General features: G+C 68.9%; 12 protein-coding genes and 20 pseudogenes. 22 read left to right on the forward strand and 10 right to left on the reverse strand.

Translation table 11 applies throughout. The annotated features are described in order from the left end of the window. Position 1 precedes the first annotated feature (1 nt). The 8 genes and pseudogenes from UK94_RS11900 to UK94_RS48860 form a co-directional block, all read right to left on the reverse strand. Positions 2 to 1,206 (reverse strand): annotated as a pseudogene (locus tag UK94_RS11900) (MmgE/PrpD family protein); the annotation flags it as partial. Then, the coding region (locus UK94_RS76040; protein ID WP_313949488.1) for a 3-hydroxyacyl-CoA dehydrogenase family protein at positions 1,203 to 1,780 on the reverse strand (578 nt) is incomplete at its 5' end. The pseudogene UK94_RS11900 and the gene UK94_RS76040, both read right to left, overlap by 4 nt. Before the next feature lies 1 nt (position 1,781). After that, a pseudogene (locus tag UK94_RS48835) lies at positions 1,782 to 2,096 on the reverse strand (3-hydroxyacyl-CoA dehydrogenase NAD-binding domain-containing protein); the annotation flags it as partial. Between the two features lies 1 nt (position 2,097). Continuing rightward, positions 2,098 to 2,282: pseudogene (locus tag UK94_RS48840) on the reverse strand (3-hydroxyacyl-CoA dehydrogenase NAD-binding domain-containing protein); the annotation flags it as partial. A gap of 220 nt (positions 2,283 to 2,502) precedes the next feature. Next, positions 2,503 to 2,815, reverse strand: a 313-nt coding sequence (locus UK94_RS48845) for a short-chain fatty acyl-CoA regulator family protein (RefSeq protein ID WP_235487567.1), incomplete at its 5' end; no start/stop codon positions are given. A 1-nt stretch (position 2,816) separates the two neighbouring features. Next, positions 2,817 to 3,306, reverse strand: a pseudogene (locus UK94_RS48850) (short-chain fatty acyl-CoA regulator family protein); the annotation flags it as partial. Positions 3,307 to 3,341: 35 nt separating this feature from the next. After that, positions 3,342 to 3,918 (reverse strand): annotated as a pseudogene (locus tag UK94_RS48855) (helix-turn-helix domain-containing protein); the annotation flags it as partial. A gap of 527 nt (positions 3,919 to 4,445) precedes the next feature. Next, positions 4,446 to 4,745 (reverse strand): annotated as a pseudogene (locus UK94_RS48860) (replication-relaxation family protein); the annotation flags it as partial. Positions 4,746 to 5,407: 662 nt separating this feature from the next. On the opposite strand from UK94_RS48860, the gene UK94_RS11925 reads away from it, so the two are divergent. The 11 genes and pseudogenes from UK94_RS11925 to UK94_RS48905 all read left to right on the forward strand — a co-directional run. After that, positions 5,408 to 5,953 (forward strand): hypothetical protein, encoded by a 546-nt coding sequence (locus UK94_RS11925; protein ID WP_055749860.1) that lies wholly within the window; start codon positions 5,408 to 5,410, stop codon positions 5,951 to 5,953. 221 nt (positions 5,954 to 6,174) lie between these two features. After that, positions 6,175 to 6,590 (forward strand): SAM-dependent methyltransferase (locus UK94_RS48865; protein WP_235487622.1); only part of this gene is annotated, 416 nt, incomplete at its 3' end. A gap of 1 nt (position 6,591) precedes the next feature. Then, positions 6,592 to 6,996, forward strand: a pseudogene (locus UK94_RS48870) (SAM-dependent methyltransferase); the annotation flags it as partial. A 559-nt stretch (positions 6,997 to 7,555) separates the two neighbouring features. After that, on the forward strand, positions 7,556 to 7,625 hold a 70-nt coding region (locus UK94_RS73550), incomplete at its 3' end, for a hypothetical protein (RefSeq protein WP_268761312.1). 1 nt (position 7,626) lies between these two features. Further along, positions 7,627 to 7,704: pseudogene (locus UK94_RS48875) on the forward strand (hypothetical protein); the annotation flags it as partial. 1 nt (position 7,705) lies between these two features. After that, positions 7,706 to 7,937 (forward strand): annotated as a pseudogene (locus UK94_RS48880) (SAM-dependent methyltransferase); the annotation flags it as partial. Positions 7,938 to 7,967: 30 nt separating this feature from the next. Beyond that, positions 7,968 to 8,359: pseudogene (locus tag UK94_RS48890) on the forward strand (SAM-dependent methyltransferase); the annotation flags it as partial. 1,705 nt (positions 8,360 to 10,064) lie between these two features. Further along, positions 10,065 to 10,417 (forward strand): ATP-binding protein (locus UK94_RS48895; RefSeq protein ID WP_235487624.1); only part of this gene is annotated, 353 nt, incomplete at its 3' end. A gap of 979 nt (positions 10,418 to 11,396) precedes the next feature. Beyond that, complete coding sequence (locus UK94_RS11955; RefSeq protein WP_157734209.1) at positions 11,397 to 11,642, forward strand: hypothetical protein; 246 nt, start codon at positions 11,397 to 11,399, stop codon at positions 11,640 to 11,642. Positions 11,643 to 12,029: 387 nt separating this feature from the next. Continuing rightward, positions 12,030 to 12,259 (forward strand): annotated as a pseudogene (locus UK94_RS48900) (hypothetical protein); the annotation flags it as partial. Between the two features lie 7 nt (positions 12,260 to 12,266). Next, positions 12,267 to 12,515: pseudogene (locus UK94_RS48905) on the forward strand (hypothetical protein); the annotation flags it as partial. Between the two features lie 1,062 nt (positions 12,516 to 13,577). On the opposite strand, the gene UK94_RS11965 reads toward UK94_RS48905, so the two are convergent. Beyond that, positions 13,578 to 14,636, reverse strand: a complete 1,059-nt coding sequence (locus UK94_RS11965; protein WP_055749865.1) for an NAD-dependent epimerase/dehydratase family protein — start codon at positions 14,634 to 14,636, stop codon at positions 13,578 to 13,580. Between the two features lie 202 nt (positions 14,637 to 14,838). Between UK94_RS11965 and UK94_RS32435 the strand changes: the two are divergent. Further along, positions 14,839 to 15,111: pseudogene (locus UK94_RS32435) on the forward strand (hypothetical protein); the annotation flags it as partial. 2,370 nt (positions 15,112 to 17,481) lie between these two features. On the opposite strand, the gene UK94_RS48910 reads toward UK94_RS32435, so the two are convergent. Continuing rightward, on the reverse strand, positions 17,482 to 17,904 hold a 423-nt coding region (locus UK94_RS48910; RefSeq protein WP_235487569.1), incomplete at its 5' end, for a glycosyltransferase. A 1,111-nt stretch (positions 17,905 to 19,015) separates the two neighbouring features. Between UK94_RS48910 and UK94_RS48915 the strand changes: the two genes are divergently transcribed. The 10 genes and pseudogenes from UK94_RS48915 to UK94_RS48970 form a co-directional block, all read left to right on the forward strand. Further along, the coding region (locus tag UK94_RS48915; RefSeq protein WP_235487571.1) for a 6-carboxytetrahydropterin synthase at positions 19,016 to 19,214 on the forward strand (199 nt) is incomplete at its 3' end. Position 19,215: 1 nt separating this feature from the next. Further along, positions 19,216 to 19,282: pseudogene (locus UK94_RS48920) on the forward strand (6-carboxytetrahydropterin synthase QueD); the annotation flags it as partial. Between the two features lie 32 nt (positions 19,283 to 19,314). Next, positions 19,315 to 19,426 (forward strand): annotated as a pseudogene (locus UK94_RS48930) (6-carboxytetrahydropterin synthase QueD); the annotation flags it as partial. A 53-nt stretch (positions 19,427 to 19,479) separates the two neighbouring features. Further along, a partial coding sequence (locus tag UK94_RS48935) for a 7-carboxy-7-deazaguanine synthase QueE (protein ID WP_235487572.1) occupies positions 19,480 to 19,722 on the forward strand: 243 nt, incomplete at its 3' end. Between the two features lie 8 nt (positions 19,723 to 19,730). Further along, a pseudogene (locus UK94_RS48940) lies at positions 19,731 to 20,154 on the forward strand (7-carboxy-7-deazaguanine synthase QueE); the annotation flags it as partial. 911 nt (positions 20,155 to 21,065) lie between these two features. Further along, positions 21,066 to 21,153 (forward strand): annotated as a pseudogene (locus UK94_RS73565) (ExsB family protein); the annotation flags it as partial. Positions 21,154 to 21,183: 30 nt separating this feature from the next. Next, positions 21,184 to 21,359 (forward strand): annotated as a pseudogene (locus UK94_RS48960) (ExsB family protein); the annotation flags it as partial. A gap of 1 nt (position 21,360) precedes the next feature. Continuing rightward, positions 21,361 to 21,644 (forward strand): annotated as a pseudogene (locus UK94_RS48965) (ExsB family protein); the annotation flags it as partial. After that, on the forward strand, positions 21,641 to 22,014 hold a 374-nt coding region (locus tag UK94_RS12005; protein WP_235487574.1), incomplete at its 3' end, for a nucleoside 2-deoxyribosyltransferase. The pseudogene UK94_RS48965 and the gene UK94_RS12005, both read left to right, overlap by 4 nt. Before the next feature lie 138 nt (positions 22,015 to 22,152). Beyond that, positions 22,153 to 22,469: pseudogene (locus UK94_RS48970) on the forward strand (sugar phosphate isomerase/epimerase); the annotation flags it as partial.

Consider the following 22,469-nt stretch of genomic DNA (forward strand, 5'->3'; position numbering starts at 1 on the left):
NTAGCGGCGCGTCCACTCCGGGTCCTCGACCGTGGTGATCTTCTGCCACAGCTCGACGGTGTCGGGCTGGGCGGCCCGCTCGGGGGTGTAGGAGCGCTCGTGATGCCAGTCCCGGTCCTGCAGGGCGACGGCGATGATGTACGGGATCGAGTGGTCGAGGGTCTCCCGGCTCGCCGTCGGGTCGTACTTCTGCGGGTCGTTCGCCCCCGAGCCGATGACGTGGTGGGTGTGATGGCTGGTGTGCAGGACGATGGACCGCACACTCGCCAGCGCGTCGCCGAGGCGCGGGCCGAGCCGGCGGGCCAGGTCGATGAGAGCCTGGCTCTGGTACTCGGCCGAATGCTCCTTGGTGTAGGTGTCGAGAATGCCCCGCTTGGGCTCGCCGGGCCCGGGCAGGCCGACGACGTACTGCGCCTGCGGGCCGTCGAGCAGCCAGGCGATCACGCCGTCCTCGCCCTCGTAGATCGGCGACGGCGCGCCCTGGCCGCGCATCGCCCGGTCGACCGCCTCGACGGCGATCTTGCCGGCGAACGCGGGGGCGTACGCCTTCCAGCTCGAGATCTCGCCCTTGCGGGACTGGCGGGTCGTCGTCGTGGTGTGCAGCGCCTGCCCGACCGCCTGGTAGATCGTCTCCGTCGGCAGGCCGAGCGCCGTCCCGATCCCGGCCGCGGCCGACGGGCCGAGATGCGCGATGTGGTCGATCTTGTGCTTGTGCAGGGAGATCGCCCGGACCAGGGCCACCTGGATCTCGTAGCCGGTCGCGATGCCGCGCAGCAGCTCGCGCCCCCCGAGCCCGGTGTGCTGGGCGGCCGCGAGGATCGGTGGGATGTTGTCGCCGGGATGGGAGTACTCGGCGGCGAGGAACGTGTCGTGGAAGTCCAGCTCACGCACCGCGACGCCATTGGCCCAGGCCGCCCACTCGGGCGAGACCCGGGTCGCGGGCGGCAGGCCGAACACCGTGGCGCCGGCCCGGCCGGACGGCGGCGCGTGCCGCGTCGCCTGCTCCCGTGCCGCCGTGACCGGCCCTCGGGCCAGCGACGCGGCCGCCACGGCGGCGTTGTCGATCACCCGGTTGACGACCATCTCGGCGACGTCCTCGGTGACCTCCACCGGGTCCGCCGCGACTTCGGCGATCTTCCAGGCGAGCTGCTCCTCCCGGGACAGCCGCTCCTCGCTGCGGTGGACACGCACTTTGTGCTCGATCATGCGGGCACCTCGTTCCTCACATTGACGTGGGCCTCGGCCCACGACGGGGCGGCAACCCCTGCTTCGGGGCTCCGCTCAGTCAGCCGGACTCCGGACCGGGCGGCCGGATCCCCGCGGGTGCGGGGATCCGGCGCCGCGATCACGAACGTGCTGTCATCGCGGCCGTCGGCCCACAGCCCGGCCTCGCGGCGCAGGCGGGGCGCGGCCGTCGGGTCCGGGCCCGGATGCACATGAAAGCCGCGCCCGGCCTTCCCACCGAGCAGTCCGGCGTCGACCATCTGGGTGAGCAGCGGCGGCGGGACGAGCCCCGGATCACGCAGCTCGTCGTACATGGCGGTGGCGATGGCGTGCAGGGTGTCCAGGCCGATCAGGTCCGCGAGCCGCAGCGGGCCCATCGGGTGGGCGCAGCCCAGCACCACTGCCCGGTCCACATCGGACACCGTGGCGTGGCCGGCCTCGACCATCCGGATCGCACCCAGCAGATAGGGGATGATCAGCGCGTTCACGACGAAGCCGGCTCGGTCCCCCGACCGCACCACCTGCTTGCCAAGCATGTTCACGAAGTCCTCGGCGGNGACGCGCGCCGCTGGGCTGGTGAGCACGGTGCTCACCACCTCGACGAGCGGCATCATCGGTACCTGATTGAAGAAGTGCAGCCCGAGGACGTGCGCGGCCCGCGTCGTCGATCTACTCAGCTTGGTGATCGACATGGCGGAGGTCGTCGAGGCGAGAATCGCCTCCTCGTCCTTGACCACCTCATCGAGGGCGGAGAAGATCTCCAGCTTCAGTGGCGCGTCGTCGGTGACGGCCTCGATGACGAGCTGACGGTCGGAAAGATCGTTGAGGTCCGCGGTGAACCGCAACCGCCAGGTGGACCGATCACGCTCATGNGCCGTCAGACCCCCCCGGCGCAGCGCACGCTCCAGCGATTCCAACACGCGGCGCCGCCCGGCCGATGCGGCCCGGTCATCGCGTTCACACACCAGGACGTCGAGGTCGGCCCGCGCACATGTCTCGGCGATCCCGGCACCCATGGCACCGGCACCGACAACGCCGATCCTTTCGATCCCGGACATCTACTTACTNCGATCCTCTGCCAACAAATGAATTCGTCGGCGACGGGACTCACTGTGGCACGCGGTCGGGAGGTCGGTCCAGAAAGTGAAGAAGTAATATTTTGTGAATGTGGGGACCGGAACTNCCAACTTTGTGAAGATCGGCTTCGCGAATGGCGGCGCCCGGGCGGATCCCGGCGCCGCGACGGCGGGCGGGCCTGGACGGGTACGGGACGGACGATCAGGACTGGACGGGATAGGGGACGAAGGTGCTGCGGGACTCGTCGATCGCCAGCGGCCGGCCGATGGGCGCGGCCGCGCGCTGCGGGCACCGAGGGCGGTCACAGGTGCGGCAGCCAGGGCCGATCGGAGTGGCGGCCATCGGGTCGTCCAGCGACATGCCCCGGGAGTAGACCAGCCGCGGGGCGTGCCGCAGTTCGCACCCGAGGCCGATCGCGAACGTCTTCGCCGGTTCACCGAAGGCACCACGGTGGCGCGTGACCGTGCGGGCGACCCACAGGTAGCGCTGCCCATCGGGCATGGAGGCGATCTGCNCCGCGACCCGTCCGGGTGCGGCGAACGCCTCGTAGACGTTCCAGAGGGGGCAGGTGCCGCCGGTGCGGGAGAAGTGGAATCCGGTCGCCGACTGGCGTTTGGAGATGTTGCCGGCCCGGTCGACGCGAACGAAGATGAACGGCACTCCCCGGGCGCCGGGCCGCTGCAAGGTGCTCAGCCGGTGGGCGATCGTCTCGTAGCCGACCCCGAAGTGCTCGGCGAGAAGTTCGATGTCGTACCGGAAATGTTCGGCGGCCCGATAAAACGCCGTGTAAGGGAGAATCATCGCTCCGGCGAAATGGTTGGCCAGGCCGATCCGGGCCAGCTGGCGGACCTCGGACGACTCGAAGTGCTCCGCGTTCAGAACCTTCTCGATAAGCCCGTCCTGCTCCAGGAAGGCGACCTGTGTCGCCATCCGGAAAGCCTGCTGGCCTGGACGCAGGTGGGGGGAGAAATGCAGGGTGCGATCAGCCTCGTCATAGTAGTGCATGTCGGGACCGGCGCCGGTCTNCACGGCCGTTCGGNTCAGGTGGGTGGATCGGATGGAGTGCGCCTCCTCGAGGTGGCGGCGCAGCGCGGTCCGGACCTCCCCGCGGCGGGCCCCGATGCGCCCGGCGGTGGCCTCCGCCGCCTGGTCGAGCTCGGCGAAGTGGTTCTGGTGTCGGTAGAAGAAGTCCCGGACCTGCTGGTGCGGATCGGCCTCGAACACCATGGTTCGGGACTCGGCGAGTGTCTCGGCCTGATCGAGCAGGTGCCGGTAGCGGCGGTGCAGGCCGAGCACCGCCTCGGCGAGTTCCGGCTGACCTGTCGCGAAGTCGTGCAGATCGGACGCCGAGATCTCGCCGCCCCGCGACTCGCCCAGCAGGGCCTCGCGTAGCTCGGCCAGGGTGCGGGCGGTGTCCTGGGAGGCGAAGAACGCGGCGTCGACGCCGAAGACCTCGCTGATCCGCAGCAGCACCGGCACGGTCAACGGCCGGGTGTCGTGCTCGATCTGGTTCAGGTAGCTGGGCGAGATCGCCAGGACGCGGGCCAGATCGACCTGGCTCATCGACCGGCCCTCCCGCAGCCGACGCAGCCGAGCGCCGGCGAACGTCTTCTCCACCCACCCCTCCCTCGATCTACCCGCTCCGCGGCCGACGCTACCCCTCGGTAGCGAACCCTCGGATTAACAAGATTGGCTAATTCAACGCCCGGTTTGTCTAGACTTCGCAGGCTTCAGCGAGGCGAGTAGATACCGACAGGACCACCGTTGGGAGGTGCCCGGGATCAGGCTGCGTGCTGCTGGCGGTCGGTGTCGGTGGGAGGCATGGGCTGCGGCGGGTGGAGCCGGTTGGGACGCTGGGCGATGTCGATCTTCTTTTGGTGATCTTTGGCGCCGGCTGGGCGTGGCCAGACGGCGGCCAGCTGGCCGAGTCCGAGTCGGCCTGTGCCGGCTCGGGTCAAGGGGAGCCAGCGGGCGAGGGTGGCGTCCAGGTGGTGGTCGGGTTCGGCGATGTCCGCGGCCGTGGTCGCGACGGGTACCCGCGCGGGCTGTTCGAGGTGGCGCAGCGCCTCGGCGAGCACTTCGCGGATCCGGGCTTCGCGGCGGGTCGTGGTGGTCCAGATCAGGATCGGCGTGGTGATCCGGGNTTCCTTGGCGAGCTGGTGGTAGGCGTCGAGCTTGAGGGTGAGGCGGCGTAGCGGTTCGGTGCCGAAGTCCAGTTCGAGGAACCATTCGATCTCGGCGCCGCGCTGTGCCCACCGGCCGTAGCCGTCCGGGCGGACGATGTACCCGTACAGTCCTGCGCACCGTTCTTCCGACCACCATGCCGTGAGTCGGCCGGGCGCCTCGGGCTGGCGGGCGTGGTGGATGAGTCGGGTGAACATCCCGTTGACCGCGACGCGCCGCCCGCTGTGGTCTGGAGCCGGTCTTCTGCGGGATCGGCACCCAGCGGAACTCCGGCTAGGTCCGGGCGTAGGTGATCATCTTCCAGGCAGCGTAGTTCTCCGTCCGGCCGGTGGCCTACGGCCGGACGGCGCCGGCTACAGCCCGCAGCGCCGCCGCAACGAGAGCAAGCGTGCCTTCCCACGTGTCGTGACCCGGGCGCTGCTTGGGTTCCTCAGCGGGGTCGATGGCCCGGTCGTCGTGACCGGTGATCTCAACGTCGTCGAGCCGCGTCCCGCACCCCCGGTATTCAGCCGCAGTGGAAACGGCTACCGCTTCGACCACACGTTCATTCCCGCCGCGCACCGCTCAACCGTCAACGCGTGCGACTACGTTCATACCCCTCGCCGCAGGGGCCTCGGCGACCACGCGGCGATGCACCTCACCCTCACCGGCTTGCACCGTCCCGTTCANATCACGGGTTCGACGACGAAGAAGTCACCTCGGGCGGCCTCGTTCTTGCAGGTCACAGAGATATCGATCATCGAATTGGATGTTCGCTGCGCGTGGATTCTCTGCCGCGGCAGATCCGGGCATTCTGTGATCCGTCCGGTCGCTCGCACCCTCCGAGCGAACGGCCGGACGCCTCCCGCCACCTCCGGCGCGGCTGCCGTGGGCGGGTCGGAATCGGCACATCACACCCCTGATCGCGAGATGGATAGGTTCTATGCCTCCGCACGATGAGAAGGCTCCGCACCGCCTGGGTCTGCTGGACCAGCGGATGAGGAGCATGTCGCCGGACTTCCTGGTGGACCGGGTGCTGGTCCACTACAAGCTGATTGGGCTGACGGACGAGACGATCCGTCAGCTGCTCGACCTGGCCGGCGAGTACCGCCAGGAGAGGACGGCGGCCGAGGACGAGTTCGCGCTGCTCGGACACAAGGTCAGCCCCGTGCCGACGCCGCCCAGTCCCGAGCAGGCCGCCGAACGCCGCGAGCACTTCGCCCGCCGGGCGGCGTTGTTCGCCGAGGATGACAGGCGCGCCGAGACCTACTACGACCGGGTGAGGACGATCCTGGGCGAGCAGGGGTGGGCGAACCTGCTGTCGGTGTACCTCGATGAGGTGACCGCACGGCTGAACCGTCTTGGCCCGGCGCTGGCCGCCGGGGTCGCGCCCGCGTTCGCGCTGTTGGCCGAGGACCCCGAGGGGGTCCATCGGCCGGTCGACCCCTACGACGACGAGCCGACGGGCGTGTTTCCCGCGCTCGTCTGACCCCCGCGCACGGCGTCGCTGACTCGTCGAGGGCGGCGGGCGGACGTGCCCGCCCGTTCCGCGCCGCAGCGTCCCCTGGTCGCTGGAGCATCGCTGTAGCAGCGGGATGGGCTGCTCCCCAGGACCGCCGCCCCCGGTCAGAGCCGGGGGCGGCGTCCCACCCACCCCCGCCGAGGCTCGTGGACTCCGCGATGCCTTCCACCCACGACCAGAAAGAAATCATGGACGAGTCCACCGCCGTGAAGCAGCCCTCGGATCTGAACGTCGGCCAGCCGCATTCGGCGCGGATCTACGACTATTTCCTCGGTGGGAAGGACAACTTCCCGGCCGATCGGGAGGCGGCCGAGGAGATTCTGGCCGTGGAGCCTGACGCGGGTTTCATTGCGCGGACGAACCGGGCCTTCGTCGCGCGTACCACCAGGTGGCTCGCGGGGGAGGTCGGGGTCCGCCAGTTCTTGGACGTCGGCACGGGAATTCCGGCGTCGCCGAATCTGCACGAGATCGCCCAGGGCATCGCCCCGGAGGCCCGGGTCGTGTATGTAGACAACGATTCGATCGTCCTCGTGCACGCCCGCGCGCTGCTGACCAGTACGCCGCAGGGACGGACGGCCTGCCTCGACGCCGACCTGCAAAACCCNCAGTCGATCATCAACGCTCCCGAGTTGCGTGAGACACTCGATCTGGAGCGGCCGGTCGCGCTATCCCTCAACGCGATCCTGCATTTCGTCGTAGACGACGACGAAGTGGCGGGCATCGTCGCGGGGCTCGTGGCCGGATTGCCGACCCGCAGCTACCTGGTGCTGTCCCACATCACCCCGGAGATGAATCCCGCCACGGCGGAGCAGGTTTCCCGCCGCTATGAGGCTGCGGGAATTCCCCTGAAGGCGCGTACGGCCGCGCAACTCGCCGGGATCGTGGAGGCGGCCGGATGCACTCTGGAGGAGCCGGGCGTGGTGCCGATCGCCCTGTGGCGCCCGGAGGGGGAGCCAGACGTCGCGCAGCGGGCGGTGTGGCTGCTCGGCGCGGTGGCCCGAGTCTCGTGAGCCCCCTGTCCGCGAGGGCGTCAAAGGTGACGGACCAGGTTCCAGAGACGACGCACGGTCCCGGGGACCGCTCGAAGTGCTCGGCCCCGGTGCTGACGAGGGGATGCAGACGCNGGCGGCCNTGTCCCTGGTCGGCCCGTCCGGGGTGGTCGTCGGGCACGGTGCCCTGACAGGGCCAGCCGGTCCGAACCCGCTCCACGCCGTGCACGCAACACCTCCACGGTAGTGAATCGATCACGCTTCGGGGAGTTGGGGCCGACAGCGCGCGAAACGACTGCCGTTCCTCTCGGCGTTTTCCCAGCTCAAGCGGGGTTGGAACGGGTGAACAGCTTCTTCGTGGTGAGGGGGACGACTGNCTGACGCCGCTTGGACGATGGTGGAACGGTTCGATTTGCCTACCGTCAGTGAGGAACGTTCCCATGTTGAGGATCACCTGGGCGACGCACCGTGACCACCTCTCCAATCCCAGACCCGGCTTGATCGACCGCCGGTCAAGCCGGCTACGCCAGCCGAGGAGAGGCATCGCCACAACGNCGCGCTGGTCGCGGGGGCGGTCCTGATGCGGGCGGACGGCGTGGCCGCAGTGGGGGTCGAGGGGCCGAACGTGGCACGGGTCTACGACTTCTTCCNCGGTGGCGCACACAACTTCCCGGCCGACCGGGAAGCGGCGGCGAAGGTCGAGCAAACGTGGCCGCAGATCCGCGACAGNGCGCGGGTCAACCGGCTGTTCCTGGGGGAGGCGGTCCGGTACCTCGCCGGCGAGGTCGGCATCCGCCAGTTCCTCGACATCGGGTCGGGCATGCCGACGATGGGCAACGTCCACGAGGTCGCCCAGCAGTTGGCCCCGGACACCCAGGTCGTCTATGTGGACAACGATGCGGTCGCGGTCGCGCACAGCCAGATCCTGCTCGCGCCCAACCCGCTGGCCGTGGCCGTGGAGGNGGATCTGCTGCGGCCGGACGAGATCCTGNACCATCCGGAGGTGTCCAGGCTGCTGGACCTGGGGCAGCCGGTCGCGCTGCTCCTGGTCGCGGTCCTGCACTTCTTCCCCGACGACTCCGGCCCGCGGCGCCTGGTCGCGCAGCTGCGCGACGCCCTGCCAGCGGGCAGCTACCTGGTCGTGACCCACGCCACCGGCGACGGGCAGTCCCAGGAGGTCACCGAGGCGGCCGAGGCGTACCGGCGCACGACCGCGCCCTTCCAGCTGCGCAGCCGCGCGGAAGTGCTGTCGTTCTTCGACGACTGCGCGCTGGTCGAGCCCGGCCTGGTCCTGCTCCCGGGCTGGGCGCAGGACCGGCAGCGTCGTCAGACGACGGCTGAGGGTCGGCTGCCGGTCTACGCCGGTGTCGGTCGCCTCCGGTGAGCCCGCCCGCGGGCTGCTCGACCTGCTGGCGAGACGCCGACATCCGCGATCTGCTCCTCTACGCCGACAGGTGGATCACCGCCGCGACCGCTCAGCTGTGGCCGCACACCGAGGTGGCGTTCGGGGCGATGGCCACCGCGGGCGGGGCACTGTATCGGCAGGTCCGGACCGCCGAAGAGACACTGTGCGCAACGGTCCGCCCGGCGGGCCGGGCACTGTCGCGCCTCGTCCGCGGCGACCACGGCGATCTCGCTACCGTGCTGGCCGACGGCGACGGGGCACCGGTGAACGCGGCAGTCGGCCAGGCCGAACAGCTCACGGCGCTGGCGACCTACACCCGCCTACGGGTGGCCGCCCCGACCGCCACGGCCAAGGGCGTGATGTTCACCCCTTGGGTGGACGGCGCCACCCTGGCCAGCCGGCTCCAGACCCGGCCAACAGGGCTCACCGGGGTGGTGACGGCGCTGATGGACGACCTGAGCGAGCTGCACCGCGATCCNCCCGCGCACCTGAGCCATGCCGCGGCGCCCGCCAATGCCCTGCCCCGGGTCGTCGCCGAAGCCTTGAGCCATCCGGTGGAACACCTCCACGCCGACGGAACGACGGCAGGCGAGATCGGGGAGCTTCGGGCGCTCGCGGGGAGCCTGTCGGCGCGGCTCGGCCGGTTGGNCGCCTGGCTGGACCCGATGGTGCTCAGCCGCGGCGGCATCGCGTTCGGGAACCTCAGCCCGCGCGGCGTGCTGTATCCCGACGGATCGTCACGGGCGGTGTTCGTGTCACCCGCGCTCGAACCTGGCGGGGACCTCNTGGACACCGGGACACTGCTCGGTCATCTGCACCTGCTGATCCTCGGCTGCTGGCCGCCGGTCCGGGCGGAACTCGTCGAAGGTGTCGAGGCGTGGCTGTCCGGCCGGCTGGCCGCCTGCCGGGAGCAGTGGCGTGGCTGGCTGTCCGTCGTCCTGACCGTCTGGGCGGCCACCGTCTACGACCAGGTGGTCACCGAGTTGACGCTGCCGGCGGTCGCCCTCCGCCTCGGCCCGGCTGCGGCCGATCTGCCGGCCCCGCCGCTGTCGGCGCTGTCCGTCCTCGGTGTGCTCACCCGCGAGCTACGCCGCCGCGGGGCTGGTGCGGCGCTGAACGCCGCTCTCGGCGCGCTCGCCGACAGCCCGGCCGGCCAGCCGGTGCAGCAGCTCGACTCCACCGATCACTGATCTTTCACTCGTTCGCAGACCGAAGGTGCACGTCCATGGCTATAAGCCTGAGCCGGCCACCCGGCAGCCGATCACACCCCGCCCATCCTGCGCCGTCTGGCTCCGCCCCCGCCTCTCCGCCCGGCCAGGTCGTCGCTGTTCGCAGCCGAACCACCGACTCGTTGATCACTCTCGGTCGGAAGACGACCGACCACCCGCCCGAGCGTGCGTTCGACCTGCTGCGCGACACGGCGGTACGCCTCGTCAACCGGCACGTCCAGCGGGACGGTGCGTGCGAGGAGTGCGGGTGCGCGTGGCCGTGCTGCATCGTGATGCTCGCCGAGAACAACCTCGCGCTCGTGCAGGACACCGCCTCCGCCCCCGCCATCTCTGACAGCGTCGGCCGCGCAGCAGTGCCGCTGAGGGCTGCGGGCAGCCGCATCTCGTCCCACCCGCCCACGCCCCCTCGACGCGAGGGCGAGGCCAGTCCAGATCTCCGCAGCAGGGAGAGCCGCATGACCACCGTGACCATCGCCCCGTCCACCACACCCGAACCGGCCGTCCATCTGCTACCGCATCGCGTCTGGCACTACCCGATCAGACCCCAGTCCGCCAGTGCCGCCCGCCACAACGTCGTCGCACAACTCCACCGGTGGAGCCTTGACCATGTGGTCGACACGATCATCCTGGTGACCTCGGAACTGATCACTAACGCGCTCACCGCGAGCCTGCGCGGCGACGGCGACCTGACGTCCCAGATCGCGATGCGCCTGACCTACAGCGACAACCATGTGATCGTCGAGGTCTGGGACGGGGGACCGGGCCACCCGACCCGCCGGGCCGGTGACCCCGACGCCGAGGACGGCCGNGGCCTGCACCTGGTCACCGCCCTGGCCCGGCGCACCGGACACTACCGGGCCCGGGTCCGTACCCCTGACGGGAGCTTCCAGAGGAAGGGGAAGGTCGTCTGGGCCNCTCTGCCCCACAACACCCCACCCCCTCAGCACGTCTGGACCACCCTGACCGACGACCTACCACGACGTGAACGATTCGTCACGCACGCCGAGACCACGGCCAGCCCGGACGTCTTCGACCTCGACCTGCTGCACCGGGTCCGCGACGGCNTGCGCAAGCTCGACGTCCACACCACGCCTATGGGCTCTGCCCATCGCGGCCTACCCACCTAGCCGAAAGGGCACGCCATGCCTGACCCTGTCAACCGCTCCTGCCCAACATGGTGCGAGCAGCCCGCCGGCCACCNCCATGTCGAGCCCGCAGGCCCTGGCGACTACCACGTCTCCGAGTTCACGGTGATCGACCTGCCGGGCATCCCCGGGGTGCGTGACCAGACGGCGATCCAGGTGGCGATCGAACAGTACGTCACCGCGACGACCACCTACCAACCGGTGATCTCCCTCGGCGTCGGGGAAGAAGACCCCGACAGTGAAGCCTTCACCCTCGACGAAGCCGACGCCCTCGCTGCGGCNCTCACCCGCGCGGTCGCCGCCGCCCGCAACAGTCAGACAGCCCAGCCCCCCAACGATGATGGCCGCGCCTAACGCGCCCGGCGTGCCTGACGGACTGCGGGCGCTTCCGGCGGCCGGAGAGACGGTAGCCAGCCAGCAAACAGCGGTGCGCCGCCACTCACTCAACCCACAGCTTCCGACAGGAATCCGATCTCAGCGGACTGCCCTTTGCGGTCGGTCCCGGCATGGCCGCCGGCCTCCTCCGGCGAGACGTCCTCACGACCGCAGACCTGCGACGACGAAACGGCCCGCATGTCACTTCACCGCCACACCGTCCCACCCGCGCTCCGTCCGATCGTGCTACTCGCCAGGATGCGCGACATGCTCCCGTCAGCGCGGCTGGCAGATCTACTCGCCACCTTCGCCCCGCCTGTCGACCCGACGGCTCCAGAAGGGACAGACCTGTGCTCGGCGCTGGACGCCTACGACCAGGCGGCACGGTTCGGCCTGAGCGCGGAGGAGGCCCGCAACGAGGTCGACGCCGCTGCCGTGATCTTCCACCTTCGCTGCGGCGGCGCTGACCCCCAATCGAGTAGTGGCATCCACGAGCACCGAGCGGCCCGATAGACGCCCCGCACATCGCGTCAATCACCGCGAAACCGCAGTCGAGTTACCTGACGGCAACGATGGCGACTCGTTTGCCCGCATCTGCGGCCTGCCGTGCGAACTGACGCACCGCCTGGCGCCGAACAGATCGCACCNCCTGGCGCCATTTCCGCAGCTCAGGGGCCTCTCGGCAGCCGAAGAACATGTTCGTGGCGGGGGGAATGACGTGCACCCCCAGGCCACGCGATGATTATGGTTGCTCGGCTTTCCCGTGGAGCGGACAGCGCTCTAGATAACAGGTGCGCCATCGACTCTGGCCCGGCGGTGGTGGATCATTGAGACGATCTTGCTGATCCTGGAACGGCGGACCGGCGCCGGTCTGCGAGGCGGGTTTGGAGGGGATGCGGCGTGAGTAGACCCAGTCTGCGGGTGGAGCAGGATGAGCTGCGGGCGCGGATGCGTGCGGTCGGCATGTCGCACGACGAGATCGCCGTCGAGTTCGCCCGCCGCTACAAGCTGCGCCCCCGCGCCGCCCACCGCCACGCCCGCGGCTGGACCCAGGCGCAGGCCGCGAACCACATCAACGCCCACGCCGCCCGCGTCGGCCTCGATCCCCAGGGCGCCGCTCCGATGACCGCNCCGCGGTTGTCGGAGCTGGAGAACTGGCCGCTGCCGAACAACCGCCGCCGGCCTACCCCCCAGCTCCTCGCGCTGCTCGCCGAGGTCTACGACACCAGCATCCACAACCTGATCGACCTCGACGACCGCGAACACCTCACCCCCGCCGACCATCTGATCCTTGGGCAGACTGGCCAGATCCAGCACACGTCCACCCGAATCCGTGCAACCACGCGTTCTTACCCTGTGACGTTGTCCGCACCTGCGGCGGGAGGGNTGCAGCCGGGCGGGNTCGAGCGCATATCAATAGCATATGTACCGGTAGAAATGGAGCGTGTCATGTCGGCTGCCAAGGAGTCGGGGGAGCATGNGATGTTCGCGGCGGNCAGAAGTCTCGATGCCAGCTCTGTCGAGCAGCTAGCCGACGATGTACGTCGGCTCGCGCATACCTACAACACCACCCCTCCCTTCCCGATGTTCACCGAACTGTCCAAGACCCGCAACACCGTGTATGCGCTGCTGGAGCAGACGAAACGCCCGCAGCAGCTCAACGAGCTCTACATGTTCGCCGGACAGCTCTGCGGCCTGCTCGGCATCGTCAGTCTTGACCTCGGGTTTCCCGATGCTGGAGTCGAGAACGCCCGCGCGGCGTGGGCCTATGGGCAGATCGTCGACGATGACGGGCTGCGCTCGTGGGCCCGCGCTGTCCAGGCCACCATCGCCTTCTGGTCCGACCGCCCGAGAGAAGGGATACGGCTGACGAGTACGGGCCTTGAGCATGCCAGGCCGGGGTCCGGAAAGGTTCGCCTGCACGCCGTGCAGGCCCGCTCCTATGCGATGATCGGAGCCGCGGACGAGGCGATGACCGCGCTGGCCGCTGCCCAGCGCACGGCTGAAGAAGACGCGTCGGACGATCTTCTCGATAGTGTGGGTGGCGAGTTCTCGTTCGGTGAGGAGCGCCGGCTCCTCAGCGCCGCTGCCACGCATCTCGCGCTCGGCCAGATCGACCAGGCTGAGCACGCAGCGGCTCAGGCGATCGGTCTGTTCACCGCGATTCCGGTCGCCGATCGATGGACACCAGGTGAGCATGGTGCCCGGGTCGATCTGATCGTCGCCCGAACGCTGGGCGGNAACCTCGACGGTGCGCACGATGCCCTCGTTCCCGTGCTCGCGCTGCCGTCCGAGCAACGTACTGGGCGCCTGACGGGGAGACTCCACCGGTTGCGCCGGTCGTTGAGCCAGCCGACCTATCGCGGCTCTACCGACGCCGAGCAGCTCGACGGTCAGATCGAGCACTTTGTGCGCGAGTCGGCCACCGCCGTGCTGCCCCCGGGCACCTCACACCAGTCGCTGCTCGCTAGCGGCAGCATCTGACCGAAGCCCCCACATGTCGATGATGCGACGCTCCCTGGCTGGGTCGATACCGTGCTCGCCTTGACGCTCATGCCATACCGGAGCGCCGCCGGCCGCCAGCCACGCCCACGTGTCCAGGACCGTCTGCTCGATCGGCCGGCAGCGCAGGCCCGCCGCTGCTGCCCGCATCGCATCCACCTGCCACGTCCCCGGAGGCACCCGCCACAGCGGGATCTCCGTCCACTGGCGCACACCCTGCTCTACAAGCCAATCGGGTTCCGCCCAGACGATCTCGACCTCGTCGGAGCCTCGGACGTCCCGCGTCGCCGCAGTGCATGCTTCCAGCATCCGGCCGTAGGTTGCGTGGCCGGCGGGCGCCGCGACGTTGAAGATGCCGCTGGCCGACCATCCGACCAGGTCGAGCAGAAACGACGCGAGGTCACGCACGTCCACCGGCTGGATGGGCCTGTTGGCGGGCGCGGGGGCCAGCACCCGACCGCCTCGCGCCATCCGCCGAAGCCACCACGGCAGCCGTCCGACGTACTCGTGCGGGCCGAGGACCACACCCGGCCGCACAATGAGCAACCGATCAGAAGAAACGCTCCGCAGGACCGCGGCCTCACACCCGGCCTTGTGGGGACCATAGCGCTCCGCGTCCCAGCGAGGATCTTCCACCACAAGATCGGGGTTCCCCGGGTGCGGAGGTGATGATTCGTCGACAGGGGACGCAGGCCAGTCTCGATACACCGAGACAGTCGACACAAACACGTATCGCCGGGCCTGTGCGCCCAGAACCTGCGCGGCAAGGCCAACCGAGCGGGGTTCCGCGCCGCCGACGTCCACCACGGCATCCCACGGTCCATCCGCGGCGAGGCGATCAAGATCCTTGGTGTTGGTTCGGTCTCCTCGGACTAGGTGGACTCCTGCGACATCCGGTCCGGACCTACCCCGGTTGAACGTCGTGACCGCCCAGCCACGGCCAACCGCATCCTCAACCAGGACACGGCCGACGAACCAGGTTCCTCCCAGCACCAACAGACGCATGGCGCAATCGTCTCAAAAAGACTTTCCCATGTGGCCGGCGCTCGATGGCGCATCTGCGCGCGGGAGCGCCGGGTTCAGTAGATAGGTGGCCGGCTGCGGCCATCTACTCGATTCGTGACGCGACGACTACTGTCAGAATGGCCCGTATCGCGAGGACCGGAAGATCGGCCGACCAGGTCTGGAGAGGACGTAACACGTCGTCATGAGTAGGGCGAGCCTGCGGGTGGAGCAGGACGAACTGCGGGCACGCATGCGTGCGGTCGGCATGTCCCACGACGAGATCGCGGTCGAGTTCGCCCGCCGCTACAACTACCGTCCCCGGGCCGCCCACCGGGTCGCGCACGGCTGGACCCAGGCGCAGGCCGCGAACCGCATCAACGCCCACGCCGCTCGCGTCGGCCTCGACCCCCAGGGCGCCGCCCCGATGACCGCTCCGCGGTTGTCGGAGCTGGAGAACTGGCCGCTGCCGAACAACNGTCGCCGGCCCACCCCCCAGCTTCTCGCCCTGCTTGCCGAGGTCTACGACACCAGCATCCACGCCCTGCTCGATCTCGACGATCGAGAACACCTCAGCCCCGCCGATATCCTCCTCCTCGACAAGATGCCGAGAGCGGCGCGGACGCAGCCCACCGGGCCGGCGGCGCAGATGATGCACCAGAGCGGCGGAACCGCTGCCGGCGTCGTGGTCGAGCCCGCGGTCGTTGGGGGAACGCGGTCGCTGCTGGAGCTGCGCTCGACGCCTGTCGGCCACCTGCCCGTTCAGACGACAGGCATCAGGGCATGGGAAGNGGCACCGACAACGGAAGCGGTAGCCAAGATCACCAGGAATGATCTCGCGCTTGATCGCCGTGAGGCGGTGCGCGTCATGGCGGACGTGGTCGTCGGCGCTGCGCTTCTCGAAGGCGTGGAGCGCTGGTTGAACATCACCGAGCCGCCCGCTGGTCAGCGTCGCACCGCTGGCGTCGGCGTGGAGGAAGTCGAGGAGATCGAGCTGGCCGCGCGGACTTTCCGGGCGTGGGACAACCAGTTCGGCGGAGGGCTTCGGCGTAAGGCGGTCGTGGGTCAACTCGCCGAGATCGCGGATGAGCTTCGCGACTTCTCCCATCCGCAGGACCTGACCCGGCGGCTGCACAGTGTGATGGCTGATCTTGCCGAGACCGCCGCGACGATGTCCTGGGACTCGGGACACGGCGGGATTGCGCAGCGCTACTACCTGCTCGCTCTTCGGTCAGCCAAAGCGGCTGGCGATCCCGTGTTCTGCGCGAACATCCTCGCCGGCATGGCACGGCAGCAGTTCTATCTCGACCGGACGACCGAAGGACTCGAACTCGTCCGCCTCGCGCAGGACGTCGCCGGCGCTCGGGCGACCCCGGCGGTGCGCGCGATGCTGTTCACGCGCGAGGCATGGGCCTACGCCCGGCAAGGTCGGCTCGCTGCCTTCCGGCGCACGACGAGCCGGGCGGAGGACACCTTCCGTGACGTCGACGCGGCCGTCGAGCCGTACTGGATCTCCTACTTCAACGAGGCGGAACTGGCAGGGGTCACCGGAGGCCGTCTTCTCGACATCGCGCACCAAGCGCCGGAGTATGCCGACGAGGCAGCCGCCTGGCTGAATCAGGCCGTCGAGGCTCGGGACGTCGGCAGCGTCCGCAGCACAGCCCTTGATCAACTTGGGTACGCAGAGATCAGACTGGTGCAGGGCGAATTCGACGAGGCGGCGCGGCTGGGCCACGCCGCCGTGACGACGGTCGAGCAGACGCGATCCAGCCGTGTGCGGGTCAAACTCGGCGAGTTCTACCGGCACGCCGAATCCCGAACCTCCGCTCGGCCCATCGCCGACCTGTGCGCGAGGATCACACCCATGCTTCACACCGAACGAACCGCGGCCCGGACAGACGAGTCCTGGAGCTCAACAACGTGACCCGCATCGGTGTCACCGGCCACATGGATCTCACCCCCGCGACCGTCGTCCTCGTACGGACCGCCCTCATGGAGGCGCTCACGCCGTACGCGCCAGACCTGACCGGCGTCAGCTGCATCGCCGCCGGCTCCGACAGCATCTTCGCCGACGTCGTCCTGGACCTCGGCGNCACACTCGAAGTGATCATCCCAGCCGCCGACTACCGCGCGAGGAAAGTCAAACCCGAACACGCCGATCTGTTCGACGACCTTGTCCGCCGGGCCGCCACCGTACGGGTCCTGCCCCACGAGGTCTCCGATCGGGCGGCGTACGAGGCCGCGAACGACGCACTCGTCGACGGCGTTGATCTGCTCATGGCGGTCTGGGACGGGCAGGCTCCCGTCGACCGGGGCGGCACAGCCACCACGGTCGCTCACGCCCGCGCGAACCATCGCAGCGTCCAGATCATTTGGCCAACCGGGGCGGCACGACAGAGACGACGGTAAGCCTTGCCNCACTGCGNGGACTCAGGCTCGCACCATCAGCAGCCATATGATCTCCTGCGATCGCATAAGGGTAGTTCCGCTCTGCATGATGGTTCGGTGACCTGTCGTGCAAATATCCGTGATCGTTCTGGTTAAATCGTTGATCTTCAGTCGGGAGGTGCAGAGGCTAGTACTACAGCCCCAGTGGTCGGGATGTGATCTCCGCCCGGNGGACGGCGTGGCGCGTTAGGTGTCGCTGCCGCGGGTCTCTCGAAGTCCGATTGCTCCTGCTCCTAGCGCAATCTGCTACCCGTTCGCGTGCCTCCGAAGACGTTCCCTGGACCCGGGACCCCAGCATGCGCCGCTTGAACGCCCCATCGGCGGCNCCAAGCATTACCACCACCGGTCACGCGACCGCGCAGCGGAGAATCTCGACACGGCCATCGAGCCAACAGAAAGATCACTGAAACTGTAGTACTAGGGCTCGACCTATAGCGTCCTCCCAAACGGGGAGCACCTTCGTGTAGTCGCTGCTGGCGGCAAGCTCTCTTGCCGCCAGTCCCATATGTATCAGCCGGGTCGGGTCCGATCGCAACGCGGTGATTCTCTCGACGAAGGTTTGTGCCACGACGGCGTCCGCCGGGTCTCCCTCGATCAAGCAGCCGGTGGCGCCGTCGATGACCCGATCCGGTAGAGCGCCGGCCGACGAGCAGACGATCACGGCGCCGGCGGCAGCAGCCTCCATTGCCGCGATGCAGCAGGTCTCCGGGTACGTCGTGGGGTACAGGTAGAACTGTGCCGTCAGCTGGAGCCTGATAAGGTCGGGTTTAGCCAGGCGGCCCAGGTAGCGCACGCCGTCGGATGCCATCGCCCTTGCGCGCTCNTACAGTGCGCCGGCCCGGCGCAGGTCTTCCTCGACTGTTATGCCTCGCAGTAGGTGACTCGATGCAATGAACAGCTCGGCGTCCGGATGACGCCTGTGGATCGCTGGCCACATGTCCAGGAGCGGCTCCAGGCCACGTCTCGGGTTCGCGGCGTGNAGAAACCGGCCCGCCACCTTGGGCGGCTGCTCGGCGTAGTCCGACATGTTGAGGCCGTCTGCGGTGACAACCCATTCGACGTCCGCCGGGTAACCGAAGTCGTTGATGTAGAGGTTGCGTTGAAAATCAGAGAAGGCGACGAGGAGATTGATCTCGCCGGCGCCGACCTGGCCGATGAGGCTGGNGTTGGGAGCCTTCAGTCCTAGTTTCGCTGCTCGTACCGGCGCATTAAACCGGCCGGGTTCCATTCTCTTGGTTCGCACCCAGAAAATGATGACGTCCCGGTATTCATCCTCGGCCATCTCCGTGAGAGGCAGCCACTGTACGCCGAGGTCGTCTACGCGCGGGCAGTCGGNGTATACCCGAACCTCATGCCCTCGGGCGGCGAGGCCGCGAGCGGCCAGGACCATACCCGTCTCGTTCNCGCCAAGACCCTTCATGGTCAGGTCGGAGGGTCNCACAGAGAAGTACCCTGGATGCACGATGTCGATCTTCACGGGGCTCCTTGGATGGAGTATCGACGGCGAGCCCATGGAGCTTACCTTTACCTGCCTCCGATAAAAGTCCCTTCGGNGGCGACGATCCTCCGGACATGCCGGGGCAGTTCAGTCAGGCGCGGGAGTCGTTGCCGCGCTGTGCGTCGTTCGTCTGCCGCGCCGCAGGCGCTGNGGCTGCCACAGGGGCGCCTGCGTCATCACCGTCTGCCACGAAGCCGTCGACCGCAGGGCNTCAGTTCTCCCTGGTCAGGCGCTTGCGGCAGGGGGAACGACTTCTTCGTCATCCAGGGAATGACCGGCCCGGTCCTACATCGCCATGCTGGTCTTCCTGCGCTTCGGGCGCTGGAGTGACTGACGCACACGGGAGTAGCTCTTCACTCGGATGGCGCTGGCCGGCGGCGCGGCCGGGTATCGCGACCCGAATGCGTGGAGGGCGAGTGCGAGGATGGAGCNCGTAATGATCGAAAGTCGGATATCTGGTACGGCGGCCTTTCGGATCGGGAAGCGGTTCACTTTCGATGCCGCGCACCACCTACCGAGCCTGCCCGCCGACCACAAGTGCTCCCGCGTTCATGGCCACACCTACACGGTCGAGTTCGTCCTGGAAGCCTCGGAGCTGACCGGCCCGGGGTTCGTCACCGACTTCGGTGATCTTGNCGTCGCCGGTCGTTATCTCGCCGAGTCGTTCGACCATCGTGACCTGAACGAGGTGCTGGACGTCGAGNCGACCAGTGAGGCGCTCGCACAGCATCTGGNCCGGTGGTTTCTGGCCGAGGTGGAGCCGGGGGTGCATGGCCGGCTCGTGGCGGTCCGGGTGTCGGAGACCCCGCGCAGCTGGGCCGAGTACCTGCTCGGGTATCCGCGGTGATTCCGGCTGCGGTGGGTGCGACGCCGCGTTCCGAGACGTCGCGAGGGCTTGTGGTGGCGGAGCGGTTCGGTCCGACGTTTCAGGGCGAGGGGCCGACGGCCGGCCAGCGGTCGCTGTTCGTGCGGCTGTCGGCCTGCAACCTGTCGTGCGCGTGGTGCGACGAGCCGCACACGTGGGACCGGAGCCGCTTCGATGTGGACGCGCACAGCGAGCGGCTGAGCCAGAGCGCGCTGCTCCGTTGGGTGCTGGACTCGTCGGTGAACCGTGTGGTCGTGACCGGCGGCGAGCCGCTGCTGNAACAGGNCGCTCTGTTTCCGCTGGTCGCCGCACTCGCGCAGGCGGGACGGCACGTGGAGATCGAGACCAACGGCACCGTCGCGCCGATCGCCGAGATGGTCGAGGCCGTCGAGCGGTTCACCGTCTCGCCGAAGCTGTCGGGTTCGCGGGTCGTGGCGGGCCGGCGGATCGTCCCGGCGGCGTTGACGGCGTTCGCCGGCTGCGGCAAGGCCGTGTTCAAGTTCGTCGTCACCGGCGACGGGGAGATCGACGAGATCGCGGAGCTGGAGGACCGGTTCGGTCTGGCCCCGCTGTGGGTGATGCCGGAAGGGACTGACACACAGAGCGTGCTGGCCGGCATGCGGCACCTGGCCGAGATCGCCCTGGAGCGGGGATGGAACCTCTCGCCGCGTCTGCACGTGCTGTTGTGGGGGAACGCCCATGGTCGCTGACCAGCCCAGATCCTCGGGCAGGGCCGGGCGTCTGGCTGGTCGCCTGGGCTCGCGCAGTGGTGTGCTCGTCACGGTCGAAGGGCTGTGGGGAGCGGGAAAGACGACCATGGCCGGGCAGCTCGGCCGCCGTCTGGCAGAGCAGGGGTTCGACGTCGAGGTGGTGCACTACGGGCCGCTGCCGGACGTGGTGGGCCGGCTGTCGCGCTGGCTGGAACGCGAACCNCTGCGGACCCGGACGGGCACCGGCGGGTTCCGTCACCCTCATCACGCCACGGTCGACGTGTTCACGCGGCTGTGTCGAGAGTCGTGGCACCACAACCACTTCTACCGGCCGGCGTTGGAAGCGCACGACGTCGTGGTGGTTGATCACGGCGTCTACTCCAAGCTCGCCTATTGTCTGGCGATCCTCGGCGAGCAGCATCCCAACGTCGCCGTCACGGTGCTGCTCGACCAGCTGCGGGGGTGCGTCGCCCCGTGGTTCTGTGTCCCGGACCGGGCGTACTTCCTGGACGTCCCGTGGCCCCTGGCGNGGGAACGGGCAATCCTGCGCGGACGAGGCGGCGGCGTGCCGGGCTCCGTGGAGCGGCTGCTGTTCCTGCCGCGGTTCGACGCCGCCTACCGGCATGTGGTCGCCGCCTTCCCCGACGTGGTGGTCCCCGTCGTCGTCGACCTGCGCGAGGCCGACGACGTCGCCGACGAGATCGAACGCGACCTGCTGGCCTTACTCGGTGTTCCCACCGTGGGAGGAGATCCCGGTGTCTGACGTGCTGCTGTTCTCCGCCGGGCTGGNCTCGTTCCCAGCCTGGCAGTACCTCGACAAACCTCCGGCGCTCTACTTCGACCTCGGCCACCGCTACCGCGACCAGGAACGGGCCGCGATCACGGCACTGGTCGACCGGTGCGGCATCGAGGTGAGCGTCAGCCGGGAACTCGACCTGTCACGGTGGGAAGCCGACGACGCGATCATCCCGCTGCGCAACGTCTACCTCGCGATGCTGGNCGCGAACCGGGCCGAGCGGATCTGGTGCNTCGGGGTCAAGGGCGACGCGACCGCGGACAAGAGCCCCCAGGCGTTCCACCGGATCAGCCAGATGATCACGGATCTGTCGGGGCGGCCGGTCCGGCTCGACAGCCCGTTCTGGCAGATGACCAAAACGGAAATCATCGCCTGGTATCTCGGTCGGGGCCTGCCGGCCGGCGACCTGNTGCTGACGTTCTCCTGCTCGCGCACCGACAACGCGACTGCCCACTGCGGGCGGTGCTCCAGCTGCCTGCGCCGCTGGATCTCCCTCGTCAACAACGGCATCGACGCACCGTTCGAGACCGACCCGTGGACCTGGGCGCGGGTCGCCGACTACTACGTCTCCGCGATGCGGGACGGCACCTACCCCGACCACCGGGCCGAGGAGTTCTTCGCCGCCCTCGACGCCGTCGGCTTCGTCCCCCCGCCGCCCGCCCACCACGCCGCCTCGAAGGACGACCGCCGGTGAGGATCTACATCGCCGCGCCGCTGTTCAGCCAGGCGGAGAAAGAGTTCAATCTGACCGTCGACCGCGCCCTGCGGAACCTGGGACTCGACACCTACCTGCCCCAGCGGGACGCCGGCGAAGCCGCGCCGCTGATCCGCGCCGGCGCCGACGAACACACCGTCCGGGCCCGGCTGTTCACCGCCGACTGCACGGCCGTCGGCGCCTGCGAGCTGTTCCTGCTCATCCTGGACGGCCGGGTGCCCGACGAAGGGGCCTGCTTCGAGCTCGGCCTCGCGTATGCGGCCGGCAAGACGTGCTTCGGATTGCAGACCGACTCCCGTCGCTTCGGCGGCACCGACTCGAACAACCTGATGATCGACTACGCGCTGGGNGGTGNCATCAGCCGCTCCCTCGACGAGCTCACCGCCACGTTGGCCGCCCACCTGCACGACCGGCAGCCGAGCACCACCGCAGACGGCTTGGATGTTGCGGACTCCCAGCCCCACACACCGACCGCAGGAGGACAGCGATGAACCTGGGTATCAACCTGTGCTTCGCCGTCAAACGCCACCTGGAACCGCAGCGGTGGGCCGAGTTCGTCCGCGCCGACCTGGGACTGGACACGGTGCAGGTCACCTTCGACCTGCTCGACCCGTGGTGGCCGGAGCGGGAACGCGACCAGGTCGCCCGCCGCATCGCCAACGCCGCCGCCGCGTGGGATCTCACCATTCACAGCGCCTACGTCGGCCTGGCGCACTACCTGCCCGCCGGGCTGCTCGATCCCGATCCGGAGGCGCGGGCGGTCGCGCTGACCTGGTGGCGGCGGGCCTGCGACGTGACGGCGCT

This window comes from Frankia sp. AvcI1 (assembly GCF_001420875.1).
Classification (GTDB): Bacteria; Actinomycetota; Actinomycetes; order Frankiales; family Frankiaceae; genus Frankia; species Frankia alni.